Source organism: Siccibacter colletis, assembly GCF_025914095.1.
Taxonomy (GTDB): Bacteria; Pseudomonadota; Gammaproteobacteria; order Enterobacterales; family Enterobacteriaceae; genus Siccibacter; species Siccibacter colletis.
In genome coordinates this window covers 2,106,836-2,126,235 of sequence record NZ_CP074352.1, presented here as the reverse complement: position 1 = coordinate 2,126,235, position 19,400 = coordinate 2,106,836, and the positions used below count along the sequence as shown (strand labels likewise).

General features: G+C 55.9%; 20 protein-coding genes and 1 pseudogene. 16 read left to right on the top strand and 5 right to left on the bottom strand.

Features of this window, described 5'->3' with window-relative positions; all coding sequences use genetic code 11:
- Positions 1–19 precede the first annotated feature (19 nt).
- From KFZ77_RS10150 to KFZ77_RS10095, 12 genes and pseudogenes are all read left to right on the top strand, one after another.
- On the top strand, positions 20–721 hold the full coding sequence (locus tag KFZ77_RS10150; RefSeq protein WP_264384082.1) for a hypothetical protein: 702 nt from the start codon (positions 20–22) through the stop codon (positions 719–721).
- A 112-nt stretch (positions 722–833) separates the two neighbouring features.
- Positions 834–1,061, top strand: coding sequence for a phage exclusion lipoprotein Cor (gene cor / locus KFZ77_RS10145; RefSeq protein WP_264384081.1), 228 nt, complete (start codon positions 834–836; stop codon positions 1,059–1,061).
- A gap of 56 nt (positions 1,062–1,117) precedes the next feature.
- Positions 1,118–2,314 carry a phage tail protein gene (locus KFZ77_RS10140; protein ID WP_264384080.1) on the top strand — a complete coding sequence of 399 codons (1,197 nt, stop codon included), beginning with the start codon at positions 1,118–1,120 and terminating at the stop codon, positions 2,312–2,314.
- Entirely contained in the window at positions 2,314–2,904 is a 591-nt protein-coding gene (locus KFZ77_RS10135) for a tail fiber assembly protein (protein WP_264384079.1), read from the top strand. The genes KFZ77_RS10140 and KFZ77_RS10135 overlap by 1 nt, the downstream gene beginning before the upstream one ends.
- Before the next feature lie 78 nt (positions 2,905–2,982).
- Entirely contained in the window at positions 2,983–3,222 is a 240-nt protein-coding gene (locus tag KFZ77_RS10130) for a DNA polymerase V (RefSeq protein ID WP_264384078.1), read from the top strand.
- Between the two features lies 1 nt (position 3,223).
- Positions 3,224–3,610, top strand: coding sequence for a HumD family translesion DNA polymerase (locus tag KFZ77_RS10125; protein ID WP_264384077.1), 387 nt, complete (start codon positions 3,224–3,226; stop codon positions 3,608–3,610).
- The gene (locus KFZ77_RS10120) at positions 3,610–4,884 is read left to right on the top strand and encodes a Y-family DNA polymerase (protein WP_264384076.1); all 1,275 of its coding nucleotides are present in this window, start codon (positions 3,610–3,612) and stop codon (positions 4,882–4,884) included. The genes KFZ77_RS10125 and KFZ77_RS10120 overlap by 1 nt, the downstream gene beginning before the upstream one ends.
- 131 nt (positions 4,885–5,015) lie before the next feature.
- A pseudogene (locus KFZ77_RS10115) lies at positions 5,016–5,159 on the top strand (Gfo/Idh/MocA family oxidoreductase); the annotation flags it as partial.
- Positions 5,156–7,429, top strand: a complete 2,274-nt coding sequence (locus KFZ77_RS10110; protein WP_264384075.1) for a glycoside hydrolase family 65 protein — start codon at positions 5,156–5,158, stop codon at positions 7,427–7,429. The pseudogene KFZ77_RS10115 and the gene KFZ77_RS10110, both read left to right, overlap by 4 nt.
- Complete coding sequence (gene pgmB / locus KFZ77_RS10105; RefSeq protein WP_264384074.1) at positions 7,426–8,109, top strand: beta-phosphoglucomutase; 684 nt, start codon at positions 7,426–7,428, stop codon at positions 8,107–8,109. The genes KFZ77_RS10110 and pgmB overlap by 4 nt, the downstream gene beginning before the upstream one ends.
- Before the next feature lie 10 nt (positions 8,110–8,119).
- Entirely contained in the window at positions 8,120–9,202 is a 1,083-nt protein-coding gene (locus KFZ77_RS10100; protein ID WP_264384073.1) for an ABC transporter ATP-binding protein, read from the top strand.
- Between the two features lie 68 nt (positions 9,203–9,270).
- On the top strand, positions 9,271–10,200 hold the full coding sequence (locus KFZ77_RS10095) for an OmpG family monomeric porin (RefSeq protein ID WP_264384072.1): 930 nt from the start codon (positions 9,271–9,273) through the stop codon (positions 10,198–10,200).
- A 36-nt stretch (positions 10,201–10,236) separates the two neighbouring features.
- Here KFZ77_RS10095 and KFZ77_RS10090 read toward each other — a convergent pair whose 3' ends face one another.
- Entirely contained in the window at positions 10,237–11,238 is a 1,002-nt protein-coding gene (locus KFZ77_RS10090; RefSeq protein ID WP_264384071.1) for a LacI family DNA-binding transcriptional regulator, read from the bottom strand.
- Between the two features lie 208 nt (positions 11,239–11,446).
- On the opposite strand from KFZ77_RS10090, the gene KFZ77_RS10085 reads away from it, so the two are divergent.
- On the top strand, positions 11,447–12,844 hold the full coding sequence (locus tag KFZ77_RS10085; RefSeq protein WP_031519270.1) for a YcjX family GTP-binding protein: 1,398 nt from the start codon (positions 11,447–11,449) through the stop codon (positions 12,842–12,844).
- Positions 12,841–13,905 (top strand): YcjF family protein, encoded by a 1,065-nt coding sequence (locus KFZ77_RS10080; RefSeq protein WP_264384070.1) that lies wholly within the window; start codon positions 12,841–12,843, stop codon positions 13,903–13,905. The genes KFZ77_RS10085 and KFZ77_RS10080 overlap by 4 nt, the downstream gene beginning before the upstream one ends.
- Before the next feature lie 39 nt (positions 13,906–13,944).
- On the opposite strand, the gene KFZ77_RS10075 is transcribed toward KFZ77_RS10080, so the two are convergent.
- Both KFZ77_RS10075 and KFZ77_RS10070 read right to left on the bottom strand, forming a co-directional pair.
- Positions 13,945–14,388, bottom strand: coding sequence for a DUF943 family protein (locus tag KFZ77_RS10075; RefSeq protein ID WP_264384069.1), 444 nt, complete (start codon positions 14,386–14,388; stop codon positions 13,945–13,947).
- Complete coding sequence (locus tag KFZ77_RS10070) at positions 14,385–15,227, bottom strand: DUF3289 family protein (RefSeq protein ID WP_264384068.1); 843 nt, start codon at positions 15,225–15,227, stop codon at positions 14,385–14,387. The genes KFZ77_RS10075 and KFZ77_RS10070 overlap by 4 nt, the downstream gene beginning before the upstream one ends.
- A 235-nt stretch (positions 15,228–15,462) precedes the next feature.
- On the opposite strand from KFZ77_RS10070, the gene tyrR reads away from it, so the two are divergent.
- The gene (gene tyrR / locus KFZ77_RS10065) at positions 15,463–17,004 is read left to right on the top strand and encodes a transcriptional regulator TyrR (RefSeq protein WP_031519275.1); all 1,542 of its coding nucleotides are present in this window, start codon (positions 15,463–15,465) and stop codon (positions 17,002–17,004) included.
- Positions 17,005–17,055: 51 nt separating this feature from the next.
- On the opposite strand, the gene tpx is transcribed toward tyrR, so the two are convergent.
- Complete coding sequence (gene tpx / locus KFZ77_RS10060) at positions 17,056–17,562, bottom strand: thiol peroxidase (RefSeq protein WP_031519277.1); 507 nt, start codon at positions 17,560–17,562, stop codon at positions 17,056–17,058.
- A gap of 158 nt (positions 17,563–17,720) precedes the next feature.
- Here tpx and ycjG point away from each other — a divergent pair, with 158 nt between their 5' ends.
- Positions 17,721–18,698 carry an L-Ala-D/L-Glu epimerase gene (gene ycjG / locus KFZ77_RS10055; protein ID WP_264384067.1) on the top strand — a complete coding sequence of 326 codons (978 nt, stop codon included), beginning with the start codon at positions 17,721–17,723 and terminating at the stop codon, positions 18,696–18,698.
- Here the strand turns inward: ycjG and mpaA are convergent.
- Positions 18,689–19,390, bottom strand: a complete 702-nt coding sequence (mpaA, locus tag KFZ77_RS10050) for a murein tripeptide amidase MpaA (RefSeq protein ID WP_264384066.1) — start codon at positions 19,388–19,390, stop codon at positions 18,689–18,691. The genes ycjG and mpaA overlap by 10 nt on opposite strands.
- Positions 19,391–19,400: the final 10 nt, after the last annotated feature.

Genomic DNA, 19,400 nt, shown 5'->3' with positions numbered 1-19,400 from the left:
TTTTCCTTGAGGTTGAATAGTGGCTGAATTTGGAGCTTTGTTAACCACCCCGAGCGGGGAGGCATTTGTAACCCCTCAGTCAACTCCGCTATGCCTTTATGCGGTCAGGACATTTAATTCATCCAAAGTGAATGACACATTGCAGCAGGCTGTTGGAACTATAGCCATGCCTGATATGTCACAACCTATCATCCCGTTTGTATACAGCTCCAGGCCTTCTACAGGTTCGGTGGCTTTTGTTGCTGAAAGGACATCTTCCGGGATGAGGTTTACTGGAAATAATGTAAATGGAAACGGATCTTTCAGCATGACGGCTCTGGTGTTTACTTTCTTCGAGCAGCCTATGCCAAATCCGCCGTGGGGGATGGCAATATGGGATGAAGCAGGCAAGCTAATCCTTACCCATGAGTCGAGAGTGCTAACCGACCTTGTGACGATTGGGACCAGAGGCTCAGGCGGTGGAACAAGCATAGACATCACCAGGCCGGGAAGATGGGCCATAGTTCCTGATTGCTCAGGACAGCAGCAGTGGCAGTTCTCTACGGGAGGGCCGGGCGGGGCGGTTATATCTTTAAATACAGCTTTTGGTGCTGAATACAACGGTTCAAGCACGCGGATGCACGCAACCCTACTTTCATATCCGGGCGGGCAAGCACAGATGGTAGGCGCAACAAATGCTGGCAATACTATTACAGCAATTGATGTTTCAAAATATATTTGATGCGACCGATCGATGAAATCGATCAATATCCATAAATCGATCCGCTTTATCAATTATCGCTACTCAGTTTTTGCTGTTATGTTCACCATGAAAATTAAACCCGGTGACGATAATGAAAAGATTAATAATTGCCTTTTGCGCATTTTCATTGGCTGCATGCTCTGGAATTGAAAAACAAAACCCAGTTTGTACTGCCACTGCAAGTATTGGCGGGGCAGAATACTCAGTTAATATCTATGGTGTACGGAAAATATCAGAACGGACAGAATTTAAAGCTGGATATCCTTTCAACTGGCGCTGGGTAAATAAATCAAACTTTATCATCTCAACGTGTGAATAAAGCATACATTCAAAACAAGCCCGCTTATGCGGGTTTTTTATTATCAGGAGATTGCCATGTCGGCAGGAACTCTCGCGCTTACGAACAAATCTGACGTCGTAAAAGGAACTGGCACCGCCTTCACCGAAATGAAGACCGGTGATTTTATCGTGGTGAGCATCGGCGGCACACCTTACACGCTGACAGTCAAATCCATCACCAGCGATACGCAGTTGACACTCATCAGTAACTTCACCGGTCCAACGCAAAGCGGGCTGGCCTGGTATGAGGTTCCGCGTGAGGCGCAAAGCCTCATTACTGCAGCGCTGGCAACGCAAACAACCGAAGCGCTGCGCGGGCAGAACCTGGATAAAGATAACTGGCAGCAGGTTTTCAGCGTGAGCGATGACATCACGGTAACGCTGAAGGATGGCTCTCAGTTCACCGGCCCCAGCTGGCTTAAAGTAGTTGATCTCCTTAAGGACGTGGATATCCCTGCGCTGCAGGTTATCGCTCAGCAAGTGCAGGATGATGCTGAGTCTGCGGGGCTGAGCAAGGATTCTGCTGCACAGTCTGCTCAACAAGCCAGCCAGTCTGCATCTACTGCGACAACTAAAGCGCAGGAAGCCAGTGCCTCTGCTCAATCTGCCGCTGAGTCCGCAGCCACGGCAGTCGAGAAAGCAGAGTCAGCATCTTCAGACGCAGTATTGGCTTCAGGTGAGGCTACCAGAGCAAAGAGTGAGGCGGACAGGGCTGCTTCTCTTGCAGGAAGCATGGACTTCACCATGGCCGACGTTAAAGCCTATGCCGACGCGGTAATGCCTATAGGGGCGAAAATAGACTGGCCATCGATTAATCTCCCCGACAATGCGGAGCTGGGGATAAAATTTCTTCGCTTGAATGGATCTTCATTTAGTACTTCTCAATATCCAAAGCTAGCAGCTCTTTACCCTGCAGGGGTTTTGCCTGATATGCGTGCTAATGTTTCCCGTGGTTATGATGACGGAAGGGGGATTGATCAGGGAAGAAACATACTTTCTGAACAGGCTGACGGTGCTCCTAATATCAGCGGCACATTTCAAACAATGAACGGCGCAGCATCAGGGGCTTTTGCAGACCAATCAACAAATAGCTCAAGATTAGCAACTTCAACATCAGGAGCTGCCTCTGGCGTTAGTTCTTTTGATGCCAGCAGATCAAATGCAGTATATGGCAGCGCAAATGAGATTAGAATGAAAAACCTTGCATGGAATATGATAGTGAGGGCTGCATAATGATTATCGAATTTGATGAAAATGGTTTCGCCGTGCGTGACGATGTAACTACCGTGTATGTAATAGATGGAAACCGAGAATACACAGGGTCGGTAGAGATGGTAATAAGCCAGGGAACAAGCTTACCACCACGTGCTTTTATGGATAAACCACCTAAAGCAGAAAAAGGTAAGGCAATATTACGCGCTGACGATGGAAGTGGCTGGGTGCTGGTTCCTGATTATCGAGGAAACACTGCATACGCAAAAGACACAAGCGGCAATATAACCGTTTCACTCCCTGGCGAAATTGACGAAAATTATACTCTGCTCAAACCGGAGACAGAATTTGATTACTGGGACACTGATAAATGGAAAACAGACGCCTCTAAACTTAAGGCCGCCCAGCAGGCCGAGGCAATAAATCAAAAGGCATATTTACTAAATTCATCCAGCCAGGAAATATCCACTCTTCAGGATGCGGTGGACTTAGAAATGGCGACAGAGTCTGAAGCTGCTCGTTTACTCGCTCTCAAGAAGTATCGGGTGCTTCTTAACCGGGTAGACACCTCAACAGCACCTGACATTATCTGGCCCAGCGCACCGAATTGATAGGTCGCTTCGTATTGATCTCCTCAATGAGTAAATCTACTGTATGTACATACAGTGATTGCAAATGAGGAGGTCAGTATGGGCAGAAGATACGAGATAGGTTGCGCTTTTGATGCGGCAGTGAAAATTGAGGCTAATGGTCGCCGAACAGTAACGACAGACGATTTCGTTGCGCAGCTTAAAAAAGTTAATTACGAATGGAGCTGTCGCGAGGCCAATCAGTGGATCGAGATGTCCGTCTCTACATTCCGTGATGTCTCGAAAACAGAAGGTGAGAACCGGACTTTCATGCTCTTCAATCCGAACGGAGGACATTGATATGTTCCAGTCTCCCGCGCAGGATTATGTAGATAAGCCGCTTTCAATCGATGATATGTGTCAGCTCAACAAGCCGTATACATATATCCTGAAGTCTGAGATCAGCTCCTGGCGTGCAGCCATCCGCAAAGATGCTCTGCTTATTCTGGACTGCTCGGCCACTCCATACGATGGTTCAATCGTGATGTGCCACCTGGGCGGGCAGATCGCTATCCGGCGTCTCCGTCTATCTCCATCCCCTCGGTTAGAAGACCTCGATTTCCCTTCTCAGTTTGATCATTACGACGCTGAAGACGACACATCTCACGCGGTGGTAAAGGGCGTGATCACCCACATTATCAATGACGCGAGGTCGGGCGAGTTCGTAGATGACTGCCCGGTAATGTGATGTTTGCGCTCGTTGACGTTAACTCATTCTACTGCAGCTGCGAAACAGCATGGCGTCCCGATCTGCTCGGCAAACCGGTAGTTGTGCTTTCGAACAACGACGGCTGCGTGATTGCGCGCTCAGCTGAGGCGAAGGCGCTCGGGATTAAGATGGGCGAGCCTTATTTCAAAATGAAAGAATACTTTCGGCAGAACGGGGTTGTCTGCTTCAGCTCAAACTATGCCTTGTATGGCGACATGAGCCAGCGAGTAATGACAACACTGGAGCAACTTTGCCCGCGAGTGGAGGTGTACAGCATCGATGAAGCTTTTTGCGACCTGACCGGCATCCGCAACTGTCGCGACCTGCACGAATTCGGCAACGAACTGAAGGATAAAGTTTTCCAACACACGATGCTTCGGGTCGGGGTCGGGATAGCTCAGACAAAGACCCTAGCGAAACTCGCCAATCATGCTGCTAAGACATGGAAAGCTACTGGCGGCGTTGTTGATCTGTCCAACGTGGATAGGCAGCGAAAGCTGATGCATCTGCTGCCAGTAGAAGAGGTGTGGGGTGTCGGCCGGCGCATTGCCAAGAAGCTGAACACAATGGGCATCTGTACCGCTCTGCAGCTTGCTGATGCCGATCTGCGATTCATCAGGAAGCACTTCAGCGTTGTGCTGGAACGCACGGTGCGGGAGTTGCGTGGTGAATCATGCCTCGGAATTGAAGAGTTTGCTCCGCTGAAACAAGAGATCGTTAACAGCCGTAGCTTCGGCGAACGCATTACCGAATACGAGGATATGAGGCAGGCGGTCTGCACATATGCCAGCAGGGCAGCCGAGAAGTTGCGTGGGGAGCATCAATTTTGCCGGTATATATCGGTGTTTGTGAAAACGAGCCCATTTGCAGCCGGGGAAGTTTACTACGGCAACAGCGCCGCCATACGACTACAGGTTCCGACGCAGGACAGCAGGGATATTATTGGCGCCGCAACAAAGTGCCTAGACCAGATATGGGAAGATGGTCATCGATACCAGAAGGCTGGCGTGATGCTGGGTGATTTCTTCAGCCAGGGCGTCGCGCAGTTAAATCTTTTCGACGACAACGCACCGAAGGAAAACAGCGAGGCGTTGATGAAATTGCTCGACGGGATGAATCACAGATATGGACGGGGAACTCTTCAGTTTGCTGCGCAGGGTATTGAGCAGCCGTGGCAGATGAAAAGAGAGATGCTGTCGCCAGCATACACAACAAGGCTTTCAGATATACCAGTTGTGAACGCCAGGAAGTGATGGGGCATGGATGGGGCAAAAATAGTTGGCGAACTAAGTCGAAATTGATGGTCTGAAAATTTCCTTTCTCTAACGTTCTGATATTTGGTGCGCTCTTGGACGATCTTAATTGTTCATGAAAACTGCGTAGTCATATGCGCAGTATGGAAGCGTTTATCGAACACGTGCAGGGCAAGCCGGTCACCATCGCCGACGCCGAGCAGGGTTTCATTATTCAACAACTGGTCAGCGCCATCTATGAGGCCGCGGAGAAAGGGACCTTCGTCGAACTATGAATACATTAACCTCGCTGATTCGCTCGCGTTTCGATCCGCACAGCCTGAACAAGGAGGCCGCGCTGATGGCCGCCGGGAACGGCTACGCAGGGATCCGCGCGACCCATGAAGAGGATTACACGCTCCAGACCCGCGGCATGTTCTGCGCGGGGTTTTACCATCGGGCTGGCGCGCAGGAGACCACGGAGCTGGTCAACCTGCCCGACGTGGTCGGTATGCAGATTGTCATCAACGGGGAGGTGTTCTCGCTGCTGAGCGGTACCGTACTGTCGCTGCGTCGCGAGCTTCATTTTGCCAGCGGCGAACTGAAGCGTGAGCTGATCTGGCTGGCCCCGGACGGGCAGCGCTTCGCCATTGAAAGCCGCCGTTTTCTTAGCGCGCGCCAGCTGCCGTGCTTTGCGCAGCGGCTGTCGATAACCCCGCTCTCCGGGCCAGCTAGTGTCAGCATCGTCACCGGTATTGATGCCACCCAGACCAACGCCGGGCGACAGCATCTTGACGAAATGCAGGTCAGGGTATTCGATCGCCGCTGGTTACAGGGGATCTATGCCACCCAGGACGGGGCGCACCAGCTGGCGATCACCAGCCACTGCCAGGTTTCCCGGGCGGAAAATGTGCGCTTCAGCGCTAAAAATCGCAGGCTGATGCAGCATATCAGCGCCAGCGTGGAACGTGATGCCACCTTTACGCTGGAGAAAATCAGTTGGATCGCCGTCTGGCTCGACGGCACCGGGCAGGGGAGCGACATCAGTAAGGATGGCCTTGAACATCTGCAGGGGTGCGTGGCACAGGGGTATGACGCTTTGCTGGAGGCCTCCGTGGCGGCCCGGGAAATGTACTGGCGTCGTAGCCGGGTGAAGGTCAGCAGCCGCAATCCGGAAGACCAGCAGGCGCTGGATTTCGCCCTCTACCAGTTGTTCGCCATGACCCCCTGTCACGATGCCCGATCCAGCATCGCTGCCAAAGGCCTGACCGGGGAAGGCTACAAAGGCCACGTGTTCTGGGACACCGAAGTCTTTCTGCTGCCGTTTTTCCTGTTTACCCGACCCGGCGTGGCGCGCCAGCTGCTGCGCTACCGCTGGTATAACCTTGCCGGGGCGCAGGAGAAAGCCGCGCGCAGCGGCTACGACGGGGCGCTGTTTCCCTGGGAGAGCGCCCGCAGCGGACATGAGGAAACGCCGCCCTTTGCCGCCATCAATATCCGTACCGGCGTGCGCCAGCGCGTGGCGTCGGCGCTGGCGGAGCACCATCTGGTTGCCGATATCGCCTGGGCGGTAGTGCAGTACTACCAGGTGACGCACGACGGCGATTTCATGACCCGCGAGGGGCTGGATCTGTTGCGCGAAACCGCGCTGTTCTGGCTGAGCCGCACCACAGAGGCCAACGGACGGCTCGAACTGCACGACGTTATCGGCCCGGATGAATATACCGAGCACGTGAACAATAACGCCTTCACCAATCACATGGCGCACTACAACGTCGCTCAGGCGCTGCACTATCTGCGCACGTGGCAGGCCTGTGATGCCCAGTTTGAAGCCCGGGCAGAGGATTTTCTTACCCGGCTATGGCTCCCGCAGCCTGACGAGCAGGGCGTGATGGCGCAGGATGACAGCTTTATGGCGAAACCCGCCATTGACCTGACGCGCTATAAGGCCGAGGCCGGCACCCAGGCCATTCTCCATGATTACTCCCGGGCGGAAGTGAACGAGATGCAGATCCTCAAGCAGGCTGATGTGGTGATGCTCGCGTATCTGCAACCGGGCACGTTTACCGCCGCGCAGCTGGCGGCTAACCTGGCGTTTTACGAACCGCGGACCATTCACGACTCGTCGCTCAGCAAGGCCATTCACGGCATCGTGGCGGCGCGCTGCGGCGATGCTGAAAGCAGCTACCGCTTCTGGCGGGAGGGGGCGCAGATCGATCTCGGCCCTGACCCGCACAGCTGCGATGACGGCATTCACGCCGCCGCCACCGGGGCGATCTGGCTGGGTGCCGTGCAGGGTTTTGCCGGGCTGTACGTCAGCGACGGCGAGTTGCGGCTGACGCCCTGTCTGCCCGAACACTGGCAGGCCATCGATTTCCCGCTGGTCTGGCAGGGGCAATCCCTGCATTTTCACATCACGCACGACACGGTTGCTGTCAGTGCCGATAGCCGGTTGCCGCTTACCCTGTGGGGTAAGCCGGTGATGGTCACGGGGCAGCACATTTTCTATCGCCGGGACTTTTGCAGTAGCGAACCCGGGAGCGCTACCACGGAGGGCAGAGCATGACGTTTGCAGCGGTAATTTTCGATCTGGACGGGGTGATTACTGATACCGCACACCTGCATTTTCAGGCCTGGCAGGCCACGGCAGCCGGGATCGGCATCGCTATTGATGCCGCGTTTAACGCGCAGTTAAAGGGGATAAGCCGCATGGACTCGCTGGAGCGCATCCTGCAACACGGCGGCAAAGCGGCCCGCTATGACGCAGACGCGCGCGCGCGACTCGCGGCACAGAAGAACGCCCGCTATGTCGAACTGCTGGCCGGGCTGGACCGGCGGGCGATCCTGCCTGGCATCTCTGAGCTACTGGAGGCGCTGGCGCAGCGCGGTATCGCTATCGGTCTGGCGTCGGTGTCGCTGAACGCCCCGGCGATCCTCGCCGCGCTGGGCCTGACCTCGCGCTTTAACTACTGCGTCGACGCCAGCCGGCTGCGTCGCACCAAACCCGACCCGGAAATTTTTCTTACCGCCTGCGCCGGGTTACAGGTAGCGCCCGCGCAGGCGATAGGTATCGAGGATGCGCAGGCGGGCATTGATGCCATCAACGCCAGCGGCATGCGCTCCGTGGGGATCGGCAGCGATCTGCAGGGCGCCGGGCTGGTGCTGGACAGCACCGCCCAACTCAACGTGCCGCTGTTACAGGCATTCTGGTCAACCCAACCGCGCGCGGTCGCGCAGGTCAACTGAGGCAGGGACGATGGCTCAACTTTCGTTACAACACATTCAGAAAATCTACGACAACCAGGTTCATGTAGTGAAGGACTTCAGCCTGGAGATTGCGGACAAGGAGTTTATTGTTTTCGTCGGCCCGTCCGGCTGCGGTAAGTCCACCACGCTGCGCATGATTGCCGGGCTGGAGGCAATCAGCGGTGGCGAGCTGCTGATTGACGGCATCCGCATGAACGACGTGCCGGCGAAATCGCGCAACATCGCGATGGTGTTCCAGAACTATGCGCTCTACCCGCACATGACGGTGTACGACAACATGGCGTTCGGGCTGAAAATGCAGAAGGTGGACCCGGCGGAAATAAATGAGCGCGTCACCTGGGCGGCACAGATCCTCGGCCTGAAAGAGTATCTGAAGCGTAAGCCCGGTGCACTCTCTGGCGGCCAGCGCCAGCGGGTGGCGCTGGGGCGCGCCATTGTGCGTGAGGCGGGGGTGTTTCTCATGGATGAACCGCTCTCCAACCTTGATGCCAAGCTGCGCGTGCAGATGCGCGCTGAAATCAGCCGGCTGCATAAGAAGCTCAACACCACCATGATCTACGTCACCCACGATCAGACCGAAGCCATGACGATGGCGACGCGCATCGTGATCCTGAAGGACGGCATAATTCAGCAGGTAGGGGAGCCGAAAACGGTCTACAACGCGCCGGCGAATATGTTTGTCGCCGGGTTTATTGGTTCCCCGGCGATGAACTTTATCCGTGGGGCTATCGACGGCAGCGATTTTGTCACCGAAACCCTGCGGCTGCGCATCCCCGACGATCGTCTGGCGGCACTGCAGGCGCAGAAGTACCAGCGCAAGGCGGTAACCCTCGGTATTCGTCCCGAAGATATACATACTGCGCTCGACGGGGCCGGAGACGCCGCGGCGCGCATTACCGTGGCCGAGTTGACCGGGGCGGAATTTATGCTCTACGTCACCGTCGGCGGCCACGATATGGTGGTGCGTACCGGTGCCGACTGTGATTTTCAGGTAGATGACAGCGTGGCAGTCACCTTCGATATGACGAAGTGCCATTTCTTTGATACCGAAACCGAAGCCGCCATTCGCTAATGATGTTGTTACCACGGAGCCGCAAGGCTCCGTTTTTTTATTTGTTCTCTGTGTAAAAGGAAAGACATATGACTGTATCCGGAAAAATCACATCGCTGGTTATTTTACTGGCCGCCTGCAATATTGCAGATGCGCAAACGTCCCCGTCGCCTGCTGCATGGCATTTCGATATCGGCGGCATGTATGAAATAGAAAATGTAGAAGGGCAGGGAGAGGATAAAGACGGGTTATATGAACCCTCGATCTATTTTAACGCGGCTTACGGTGACTGGACGCTGGGGATGACCATGTATCAGGAAGGCCCGGCGGATTACGGTAATTTCACCCGCGGCGGTTATTTAAATCGGCCTGAGTTTCGCGTCCGTTATCAGTTTATTGATAATGACCAGGTCACCTTCGGCTTAACGGGTAACGTGCGTAATTACGGTTACCACTTTAAAGACGATCACGGTGCGCAAGCCGGCACGGCAAATACCCAGCGCTACGGTTTAACCCCTGACTGGAACATCAATTTTGATAAGCAGTGGAGCTTTAATGGCTGGCTGTCGCTTTATCAGTTTACTCACGATCTTGATGAGACGGGATATTCTGACAGCCGTATTGAAGCTGAGACCGGGATTAAATATCAATTCAACCAGACGGTAGCGTTAAAAACCAACTACTACATCGAACGAGGATTCAACCTGGACGAGAACCGCAATAACGGTGAGTTTTCGACGCAGGAAATGCGTATTTATCTGCCGATAGAAGTGGGCAGTAATACCTTTATGCCCTATACCCGTCTCACACTCGACCGCTGGAGCAACTGGGACTGGAATACCGATCTCGATCGTGAAGGGCATAATTACAGCCGCATAGGCTTATTCTATGGGCATGATTTCGATAATGGTCTGTCGATGTCGCTGGAATATGCGTATGAATGGGAAGATCACGACGACAACGACAGCAGTGACGATCGCTTCCACTATGCCGGGATTGGAGTGAACTACGCGTTTTAATGTGACCGGGGAGCTGCGGCTCCCCACTGCGTCGAATCACGCGTGACGGGTGATATCCGTCGCTACCAGGCTGCGCTGCGGCGTGGGTTTTCCCTGCAGGCGGTCGAATAACAGCGCGCTGCTGCGATCGCCCAGCGTCTGGGTCGGAACATTGATGCCATAGGGCGCGGGGTTCAGCATAAATGACAGCAGCTCGTTGCTGTAACCGACCACCATCAGATCATCCGGAATAGTAATATCCAGCTGCGCCGCGACGCGATAGATGCTCATCAGTTTCAGGCTGTCGGCAGCAAATATGGCATCGGGCCGTGAAGCCCCTGCCAGTAATTTCTCCGCCGCTTCACAGGCGCTCTGCTGGGTATATCCGCCATCAACAATATAGTCTGGTATTTCTTCCCGCTGATGCAGGGCGAGCGCCTGCTTAAAACCGTTCAGCCGATCGACCGAAACATGATAATCGAGCGGGGCATGCAGGCATGCAATGCGCTGGTGACCGGCGTTGATTACTACTTCGGTAAGGGCAATGCTGTCGCGGTAATTGTCCGTGTCCACCGAGTAAATATGCTGATAATCCCCGCTGACGCGGCCAATAACCACAACCGGAACGCCATAGCGATCCAGCTCGCTAAAAAAGCGCTCGTCAGCCGGTGAGCTGAGCATAATAATGCCCTTGATCATTTTTTGCTTAATCTTCGTCAGGCATTTCTGCAAATCTTCAGCGCTGTTTTTTGAGGTCTGCAAAATAACGTCAAAGCCTTCGCGCTCGGCGCGAGCGGTAATAGCGTCCAGCACTTCGGAAAAGAAAGGATTACCGCTGGTGGTTTTGGTCGAGCGGGTGGAAATTACCATGATGGCATCGAACCCGGAGGAGGTTAGCGCCCGCGCCAGTTTATTGGGCTGATAATTCAGCTCCTCTATCGCCTTTAATACCCGTTCGCGCGCCTCGTCAGAGATATTGGTCTGATTATTCAGCACCCGCGATACGGTGGATTTAGAGACGTTTGCCGCACGCGCAATATCATAAATAGTGGGTGACATAGAAACACGAAACTCCAGGATAACGCGACTGGCGTCATCTTACTCAGCGGGCTTAGCACTGTCTATTAAAGCGCGGGACTATTTTAAGCTATGGCCGGGATAATTGAATCTGCCGCTGCGCATCCCCATAACCTGATTAAGAAGCGGGGCAGCGCGGGGCATTTTTACGGTACACTGCCAGGCAATATGCAGATGACACGGGAAGGTTATGAAGCGACTCACTAACGAAATTCATGCGCTGGTCAATCGCGGTGTGGATCGCCATTTGCGGCTGGCCGTGACCGGTCTGAGCCGCAGCGGTAAGACCGCTTTTATCACCGGCATGGTTAACCAGCTGCTGAATCTGCACAGCGGGGCGCGGCTGCCGCTGTTCAGCGCGGTGCGGGAAGAGCGGCTGCTTGGCGTCAAGCGGGTGCCGCAGCGCAATCTGGCGATCCCGCGCTTCACCTACGACGAGGGGCTGGCCCAGCTCTACGGCACGCCCCCGGCATGGCCCACCCCGACCCGTGGCGTCAGTGAAATTCATCTCGCGTTGCGCTATCGCTCAAACGACTCGCTGCTACGGCACTTCAAAGACACCGCCACGCTGTGGCTGGAGATTGTCGATTACCCCGGCGAATGGCTGCTCGATTTGCCGATGCTGGCGCAGGATTATCCCGGCTGGTCCCGCCAGATGACCGGCCTGCTGAAGGGTGACCGCGCTGCCTGGGCGCAGCCGTGGCGCGATCTCTGTCGCGATCTCGACCCGCTGGCCCCGGCGGATGAGAACCGGCTGGCGGAGATTGCTCAGGCCTGGACCGATTATCTGGTGACCTGTAAACGCGAAGGGCTGCATTTTATTCAGCCGGGGCGCTTTGTATTGCCTGGCGACATGGCGGGCGCACCTGTGCTGCAGTTCTTCCCCTGGCCAGACGTGGACGCTATCGGGGAAACCCGGCTGGCGCAGGCGGATAAATCCACTAACGCCGGCATGCTGCGCGAGCGCTACCACTACTATTGCGAAAAAGTGGTGAAAGGCTTCTATCGCGATCATTTTCTCGGCTTCGATCGTCAGATCGTGCTGGTGGACTGCCTGCAGCCGCTCAACAGCGGGCCGCAGGCGTTCAACGATATGCGCCTCGCCCTGACGCAGCTGATGCAAAGCTTCCACTACGGGCAGCGCACCCTGTTCCGGCGCTTATTTTCGCCGGTTATCGATCGGTTGCTGTTTGCTGCCACTAAGGCCGACCACGTCACGGTAGATCAGCACGCTAATATGGTCTCGCTGCTGCAACAGCTGATCCAGGAGGCCTGGCAGAATGCCGCGTTTGAAGGCATCGCAATGGACTGCATGGGGCTGGCCTCGGTGCAGGCAACCCGCAGCGGGCTGGTAGATGTGAATGGCGAACAGATCCCGGCGCTGCGCGGGAACCGGCTCAGCGACGGTGCGCCGTTGACGGTCTACCCTGGCGAAGTCCCGGCGCGGTTGCCATCAGCGGCCTTCTGGGAGCAGCAGGGTTTTCAGTTTGAAGCCTTCCGACCGCAGAGCATGCCGGTGGATCAGCCGCTGCCGCACATCCGGCTTGATGCCGCACTGGAGTTTTTACTGGGAGACAAACTGCGATGAGCGATCCGATTAAACCGCGCATGGACTTTACCGACCGCCCGGAGCGCGTTACTGCCGAGCAGTATCGCGGCGCGCACGCCTTCAGCGAACCGGACGCCGAGCGTTTTACGCCCGCCACGCTGCCTGAGGAGCCGGTCGATGACGGTCAGGCGGAGGCCGTAGTGGTGGCCGCGCTGCGTCCAAAACACAGCCTGTGGCGGCGGATGGTGACCGCCGGGCTGGGTATTTTCGGCGTCAGCGTCATCGCGCAGGGCGTCCAGTGGGGCTGGCAGGCGTGGCAGACCCAGGACTGGATCGCCCTTGGTGGCTGTGCTGCTGGCGCGCTGATTATCGGGGCTGGCGTCGGATCGGTGGCCAGCGAATGGCGTCGTCTTTATCGCCTGCGCGAGCGTGCCGAAGAGCGTGACGAGGCGCGTGAGCTGCTGGCCAGCCACAGCATGGGTAAGGGCCGCGCGTTTTGCGAGAAGCTGGCTCACCAGGCCGGACTGGACCAGGGGCATCCGGCGCTGCAGCGCTGGTACGCCGCCATCCATGAAACGCAGAACGATCGCGAAGTGGTAGCGCTGTATGCCCATCTGGTCCAGCCGGTGCTGGATACCCAGGCGCGACGGCTGATCAGCCGCTCGGCGGCGGAATCCACCCTGATGATTGCCGTCAGCCCACTGGCACTGGTGGACATGGCGTTTATCGCCTGGCGCAATCTGCGCCTGATCAATCGTATTGCCGCCGTCTACGGCATTGAGCTTGGCTACTTGAGCCGCATCCGCCTGTTCCGACTGGTGCTGCTGAACATTGCCTTCGCCGGGGCCAGCGAACTGGTACGTGAAATCGGCATGGACTGGATTTCCCAGGATCTGGCGGCACGTCTCTCTGCCCGCGCAGCCCAGGGTATTGGTGCCGGGCTGCTCACCGCACGTCTCGGTATCAAAGCTATGGAGCTGTGCCGTCCGCTGCCCTGGATCGACGACGACAAACCGAAGCTGGGGGATTTCCGCCGACAGCTGATCGGCGAGGTCAAAGCGGCAATGCAGAAAGGGAAAACGGTAAAGCAGGACAATTAACAATGAGCGTCGCGGTTTGCGCGACGCTCTGCACTCGCGTTAACGTATTCTGACCAGCGAGCCGTCTGTAGCATCTACGTAACAATGCTCGTCACCACAATACTCAACCGGTTCTCGCGAAGAGTGCTTTACCACCAGCAGGTAATTTTTTTGCAGGCATCGGGCGGGCGACGTCATGTCGTCAAAACAAAGTTGATCGCTGTCATCGGGTTGCTCATAGCCTTCGTTAAAGGAAATAACGTAGAACGATAAGCGGGATGCGTCAGCCTCAGACAGGTTAAGTCGCGCATGGATCCGGTGTTCATTTTCTTTCCACCAGTTAATTTTAGTGCGATCAAAATAATGAAGCTGTTCTGCAATTACAGCGACGATATTGCCGTCGCGATGAATATCTATGATCCGGGGTTGGCGCGCGAGATTCCAGCAAACGAGCACTGCTGTTGCAGCATAACCAACAACGCAGAGGATTCGTTTTTTGCTCATATCCTTTCGCCTCTGATTTCGACATCCGCAGCCATCGACGTAATAAAGGGCTTAAAAGCAAATTTGTCGTAATGCTGAAGGACAAACCATTTTTTAAAAAAATCGAACTGATAAAAATGTTTTTTTGTAATGTCATTCACGTCAAGACCAAAGTGATCCTGGGTTTCATAATGAATAATTGCCCTCCACGTTTTTTTATTGTTTTCAAATGCTTTTAACGTAATTTTTGTCGCGTAGATATCGTGCACTGTGATTCCGAGACCATTGAATCTATCAATCGTCCGATTAAATTTAGGTAAAATACTGGCTTTTAATTCATTGGGAAGTGTTGCTACGGTATCTTTTATTAAATCACGTTTTTCAGCTTTGAAATTTTTATCAATTTTCTCTTTAATGATAGCCAATGTGCTTTGTGAATAAGTACTGGTGAAAATCTGTTGGCGCAACGCTTCATCTAGTGCGGTGTCGCGAAAAGGGGCGCCATTGCGGGTTTGCATATGCGTAAGCATTTTATTGATCAGGTTTCGACAGTTGCCCATTAGCGAGAAAGGATACGAGGTATGACGTAACTCGTCGAAAAGTATATCCGTACAGGTTTTCACTGAAATATTTTCCCTGCAGCCCGGAGGATAACTTCCGGCGAAGCGTGATTGTGGTGCGTCGAAAGGGAGCAGGCGCGTCAGCGTCCAGGGGTCTACACGATCGGATATTTTCTCCAAAGCAAATCGTGATTTTAATTGCTCAGCGGTAAGGTCGCCGTATTTCATGTCATTACTTGAGTAGTCGTTAAAACGCCGCTGTGAAGTAAACAGCATTTGCGGCAATATGAAATCAGCCATAATAATTCCTTGTTAATGTAAATCGCGCAGCATAGTCGCCAGACCTGATTTGCCCTATACGCCGTTTCCGAATCCTGGTTCGCCACGCCACCCGACAGCTGACCGTATAACTTTACGCCGCAGCGCCCGTTTTTCCGGCAAAGTGTCAATGATTGTTGACAGATTGCTTCCTGCTACCGGAGAGACAGAGTATTATCGGGCCACTTTGCTCCTCTTACCCTGAAAGGCTGGTGTTATGCGTCTGGAAGTGTTTTGTGAAGACCGGATTGGTCTGACCCGTGAACTGCTCGATCTGCTGGTGCTGCGTAGTCTTGACCTGCGCGGTATCGAGATCGATCCCGTCGGGCGAATCTACCTCAGTTTTTCCTCACTCGACTTCGACACCTTCAGCAGCCTGATGGCGGAAATTCGCCGTATCGATGGCGTTACCGATGTGCGCACCATTTCATGGATGCCGTCCGAGCGTGAACACCGGGCGCTGAGCGCGCTGCTGGAGGCGCTGCCGGAAGCGGTGCTGTCGCTGGATCTTAAAAGCAAAGTGGAGCTGGCGAACCCGGCCAGCCGCCAGCTGTTTGGTCAGAGCGAAGACAAACTGCGCAACTTAAACGCCGCCAGCCTGATCCCCGGCTTCAACTTTGTGCGCTGGCTGGACAGTAATCCGGTGGAGTCGCACAACGAGCACGTTGCCATCAACGGGCAGAACTTCCTGATGGAGATCACCCCGGTGCACCTTGAAAGCGAGCAGGGGGAAAATCTGCTGGCCGGAGCGGTAGTGATGCTGCGCTCAACGGTGCGCATGGGGCGTCAGCTGCAGAATCTCAGCCAGCAGGATCTGAGCGCCTTCAGCCAGATCATTGCCGTCAGCACGAAAATGCGTCACGTGCTGGATCAGGCGCGCAAGCTGGCGCAGCTCAACGCGCCGCTGCTGATTATAGGCGATACCGGCACCGGTAAGGATATGCTGGCGCACGCCTGCCATCTGGCCAGCCCGCGTGCCGACAAACCTTATCTGGCGCTTAACTGCGCCTCGATTCCTGAGGACGCGGTGGAGAGCGAGCTGTTTGGTCATGCGCCGGAAGGGAAAAAAGGCTTCTTCGAGCAGGCCAACGGCGGCTCGGTGCTGCTGGACGAAATTGGTGAGATGTCACCGCGCATGCAGACCAAACTGCTGCGTTTCCTCAATGACGGCACCTTCCGTCGCGTGGGGGAAGACAGCGAAGTGCATGTGGACGTGCGCGTGATCTGCGCGACGCAAAAAAATCTGGTGGAGCTGGTCCAGAAGGGTGCGTTCCGCGAAGATCTGTTCTATCGCCTGAACGTCCTGACCCTGAACCTGCCGGCACTGCGCGATCGGCCTCAGGACATTATGCCGCTCACCGAAATGTTCGTGGCGCGCTTTGCCGATGAGCAGGGCATTGCCCGCCCGAAACTCTCCGCCGATCTGAGCACGACGCTGACGCGCTATACCTGGCCTGGCAACGTGCGCCAGCTGAAAAACGCCATCTACCGGGCGCTGACCCAGCTCGAAGGCTATGAGTTAAAACCGCAGGACATTCTGTTACCGGACTTCGACGCCGCCGCGCTGCCGGTAGGGGAAGAGGCGATGGAAGGCTCGCTGGACGACATTACCCGCCGCTTCGAGCGCTCGGTGCTGACCCAGCTCTATCGCAGCTACCCCAGCACGCGCAAACTGGCGCGTCGCCTCGGCGTGTCCCATACCGCGATCGCAAACAAGCTGCGCGAATATGGACTCAGCCAGCGTAAGAGCGAAGAGTAATAATGAAAAAAGCCTCCGAATGGAGGCTTTTTTCATCACAGCGGGCGGAAATCAGTTTTTCAGCGCGTTCAGGGCCGCCGTGTAATCCGGCTCCTGAGTGATTTCGTTAACCAGCTGGCTGAACACCACCTCGTCGTTTTCGTTCAGTACCACAACGGCACGCGCGGTCAGGCCTTTCAGCGCGCCTTCATCAATGCTAACGCCATAGCTCTGCGCGAACTCCGGGTTACGCAGGGTAGAGAGCGTGACCACGTTGCTCAGACCTTCCGCGCCGCAGAAGCGGGACTGGGCAAACGGCAGGTCGGCGGAAATGCACAGTACCACGGTGTTATCCACTTCGGTCGCCAGCTGATTGAATTTGCGAACGGACGCGGCGCATACGCCGGTATCGATGCTTGGGAAAATATTCAACACTTTACGCTTGCCTGCATACTGGCTCAGCGCCACATCAGAGAGATCTTTTGCTACCAGCGTGAACGGCTGCGCTTTGCTACCTGCCTGCGGAAGCTGGCCGGCAACGGATACGGGATTACCCTGAAAATGGACGAGTTGTGACATGGTTATCTTCCTGTTTACATAGAGTTAACGTCGCCGGCTAGTGTATGCCATGATGAACTGTTTGAACATACAAACTTAAATCACGCCGGTGAAGGCCAGCTACATTCATCACAGCGCGGCTCACCGGGTACGCCGCGCATTCTCAGGAGAGAAAAACGATGAGAACCGTCAGGGTATATGAGGAAGCATGGCCGCTGCATACGCCGTTCGCTATTGCACGCGGTAGCCGCAGCGAGGCGGTGGTGGTGGTAGTCGAGCTGAGTGAAGATGGTGTCAGGGGCGTCGGCGAGTGCACGCCTTATCCGCGCTACGGTGAAAGCACCGCCTCGGTGATGGCGGAGATCGCCGCGCTGATCCCGCAACTTGAAGCCGGCATGACGCGCGAGGCGCTACAGCAGGCGCTGCCTGCCGGTGCGGCCCGCAACGCTATCGACAGCGCACTCTGGGATCTGGAAGCACGACTGCACAACACCACCCTGGCGCAACGCACCGCCAGCGCTATTCCCACGGATATCACCACCGCCCAGACGGTAGTCCTCGGCGAACCGGCGCAGATGGCAAGCAACGCCGCGCTGCTGTATGAGAAGGGCGCGCGCCTGCTCAAAATCAAACTCGACGACCACTTTATTACCGAACGCGTCATGGCGATCCGCGCTGCCGTGCCGGAGGCCACGCTGATTGTCGATGCCAACGAATCCTGGCGCAGCGAAGGGCTGGCGGAACGCTGTCAGCTGTTAGCGGATATCGGCGTCGCGATGCTGGAGCAACCGCTGCCCGCCAGCGATGACGCCGCGCTGGCCAATTTTATTCATCCGCTGCCGATCTGCGCCGATGAAAGTTGCCACACCCGCAGCAGCCTGAAAGCGCTGCAGGGTCGCTATGAGATGGTAAATATCAAGCTGGATAAAACCGGTGGGCTGACCGAGGCGCTGGCGCTGGCGCAAGCCGCAAAAGAGCAGGGTTTTGCGGTGATGCTGGGCTGTATGCTCTGCACCTCGCGCGCCATCAGCGCGGCGCTGCCGCTGGTCGGTCTGGCGCAGTTTGCCGATCTCGATGGCCCGACCTGGCTGGCGGTGGACGTCGAGCCGGGCCTGCCGTTTCGTACCGGCTCCCTGAGCTTTGCCCCTCACCAGTGAAGCAGACGGGTCATGGCATCGAGATAGCGTGCTGTGGCCTCGTCAGCGGAAATCGCCGGGAATTCCGCGGTAATGCAGGGCACGTCTCCGTCTGCGCACCAGCTGCCAAAGGAGCCGGGGGTGTCATAGCCGACGCTGCTCACCAGCGGCAGGCCAAACGCCCCGGACAACCATTCCCCCAGCGGGCTACGCCGGGTATCTTCGATGCACCCCAGCGGATCGTGAAACGAAACGACCCATGCCGGCTTCACGCTGTGGATCAGCTGACACAGGGCGCGGGTTTCCGGCTCGGAGCCCGCGCTCTCGCCGGTGGAAAGCAGCACGTCGCGCTGGTCCGCCCCGGAATTCCAGCGGTACAGCGTATCCCCGGCTTTCCAGTTGGCGGCCGGGAAGTTACGGTTGAGATCGACCCCGCGCGCATTGGCGCGCAGCCCAAGCTGACAGCCGTCAGGATTTACCGCAAGGATCACGTGATGACGACGCAGTTGCGGTTGCAGGGTGCGCAGGGCGCAGGAGAGTGTGACCAGCGCCGCGCCTTCGTCGCCGTGCGTGCCGGCAATAATCAGGCCGCTTTTCTCGTGGGCTTCCGGGGCCGGAAACCACAGCAGCGGTGCGCCAAGCACGGATTCGCCATAGCGTTGTGAATGGGGGGGCAACATACCGCGATCGGAACGGGGGCGCAGGATGGTCATCGCTTTCCTC

What these genes read in the sequence shown, in the direction of transcription:
- pgmB (WP_264384074.1), top strand. Translation starts at nt 7,426, where the DNA reads ATGACGTTTGCAGCGGTAATTTTCGATCTGGACGGGGTGATTACTGAT.
- KFZ77_RS10095 (WP_264384072.1), top strand. Translation starts at nt 9,271, where the DNA reads ATGACTGTATCCGGAAAAATCACATCGCTGGTTATTTTACTGGCCGCC.
- KFZ77_RS10080 (WP_264384070.1), top strand. Translation starts at nt 12,841, where the DNA reads ATGAGCGATCCGATTAAACCGCGCATGGACTTTACCGACCGCCCGGAG.
- ycjG (WP_264384067.1), top strand. Translation starts at nt 17,721, where the DNA reads ATGAGAACCGTCAGGGTATATGAGGAAGCATGGCCGCTGCATACGCCG.
- KFZ77_RS10070 (WP_264384068.1), bottom strand. Translation starts at nt 15,227, where the DNA reads ATGGCTGATTTCATATTGCCGCAAATGCTGTTTACTTCACAGCGGCGT.
- KFZ77_RS10100 (WP_264384073.1), top strand. Translation starts at nt 8,120, where the DNA reads ATGGCTCAACTTTCGTTACAACACATTCAGAAAATCTACGACAACCAG.
- KFZ77_RS10075 (WP_264384069.1), bottom strand. Translation starts at nt 14,388, where the DNA reads ATGAGCAAAAAACGAATCCTCTGCGTTGTTGGTTATGCTGCAACAGCA.
- KFZ77_RS10085 (WP_031519270.1), top strand. Translation starts at nt 11,447, where the DNA reads ATGAAGCGACTCACTAACGAAATTCATGCGCTGGTCAATCGCGGTGTG.
- KFZ77_RS10090 (WP_264384071.1), bottom strand. Translation starts at nt 11,238, where the DNA reads ATGTCACCCACTATTTATGATATTGCGCGTGCGGCAAACGTCTCTAAA.
- tpx (WP_031519277.1), bottom strand. Translation starts at nt 17,562, where the DNA reads ATGTCACAACTCGTCCATTTTCAGGGTAATCCCGTATCCGTTGCCGGC.
- mpaA (WP_264384066.1), bottom strand. Translation starts at nt 19,390, where the DNA reads ATGACCATCCTGCGCCCCCGTTCCGATCGCGGTATGTTGCCCCCCCAT.
- KFZ77_RS10125 (WP_264384077.1), top strand. Translation starts at nt 3,224, where the DNA reads ATGTTCCAGTCTCCCGCGCAGGATTATGTAGATAAGCCGCTTTCAATC.
- KFZ77_RS10135 (WP_264384079.1), top strand. Translation starts at nt 2,314, where the DNA reads ATGATTATCGAATTTGATGAAAATGGTTTCGCCGTGCGTGACGATGTA.
- KFZ77_RS10120 (WP_264384076.1), top strand. Translation starts at nt 3,610, where the DNA reads ATGTTTGCGCTCGTTGACGTTAACTCATTCTACTGCAGCTGCGAAACA.
- KFZ77_RS10130 (WP_264384078.1), top strand. Translation starts at nt 2,983, where the DNA reads ATGGGCAGAAGATACGAGATAGGTTGCGCTTTTGATGCGGCAGTGAAA.
- tyrR (WP_031519275.1), top strand. Translation starts at nt 15,463, where the DNA reads ATGCGTCTGGAAGTGTTTTGTGAAGACCGGATTGGTCTGACCCGTGAA.
- KFZ77_RS10110 (WP_264384075.1), top strand. Translation starts at nt 5,156, where the DNA reads ATGAATACATTAACCTCGCTGATTCGCTCGCGTTTCGATCCGCACAGC.
- cor (WP_264384081.1), top strand. Translation starts at nt 834, where the DNA reads ATGAAAAGATTAATAATTGCCTTTTGCGCATTTTCATTGGCTGCATGC.
- KFZ77_RS10140 (WP_264384080.1), top strand. Translation starts at nt 1,118, where the DNA reads ATGTCGGCAGGAACTCTCGCGCTTACGAACAAATCTGACGTCGTAAAA.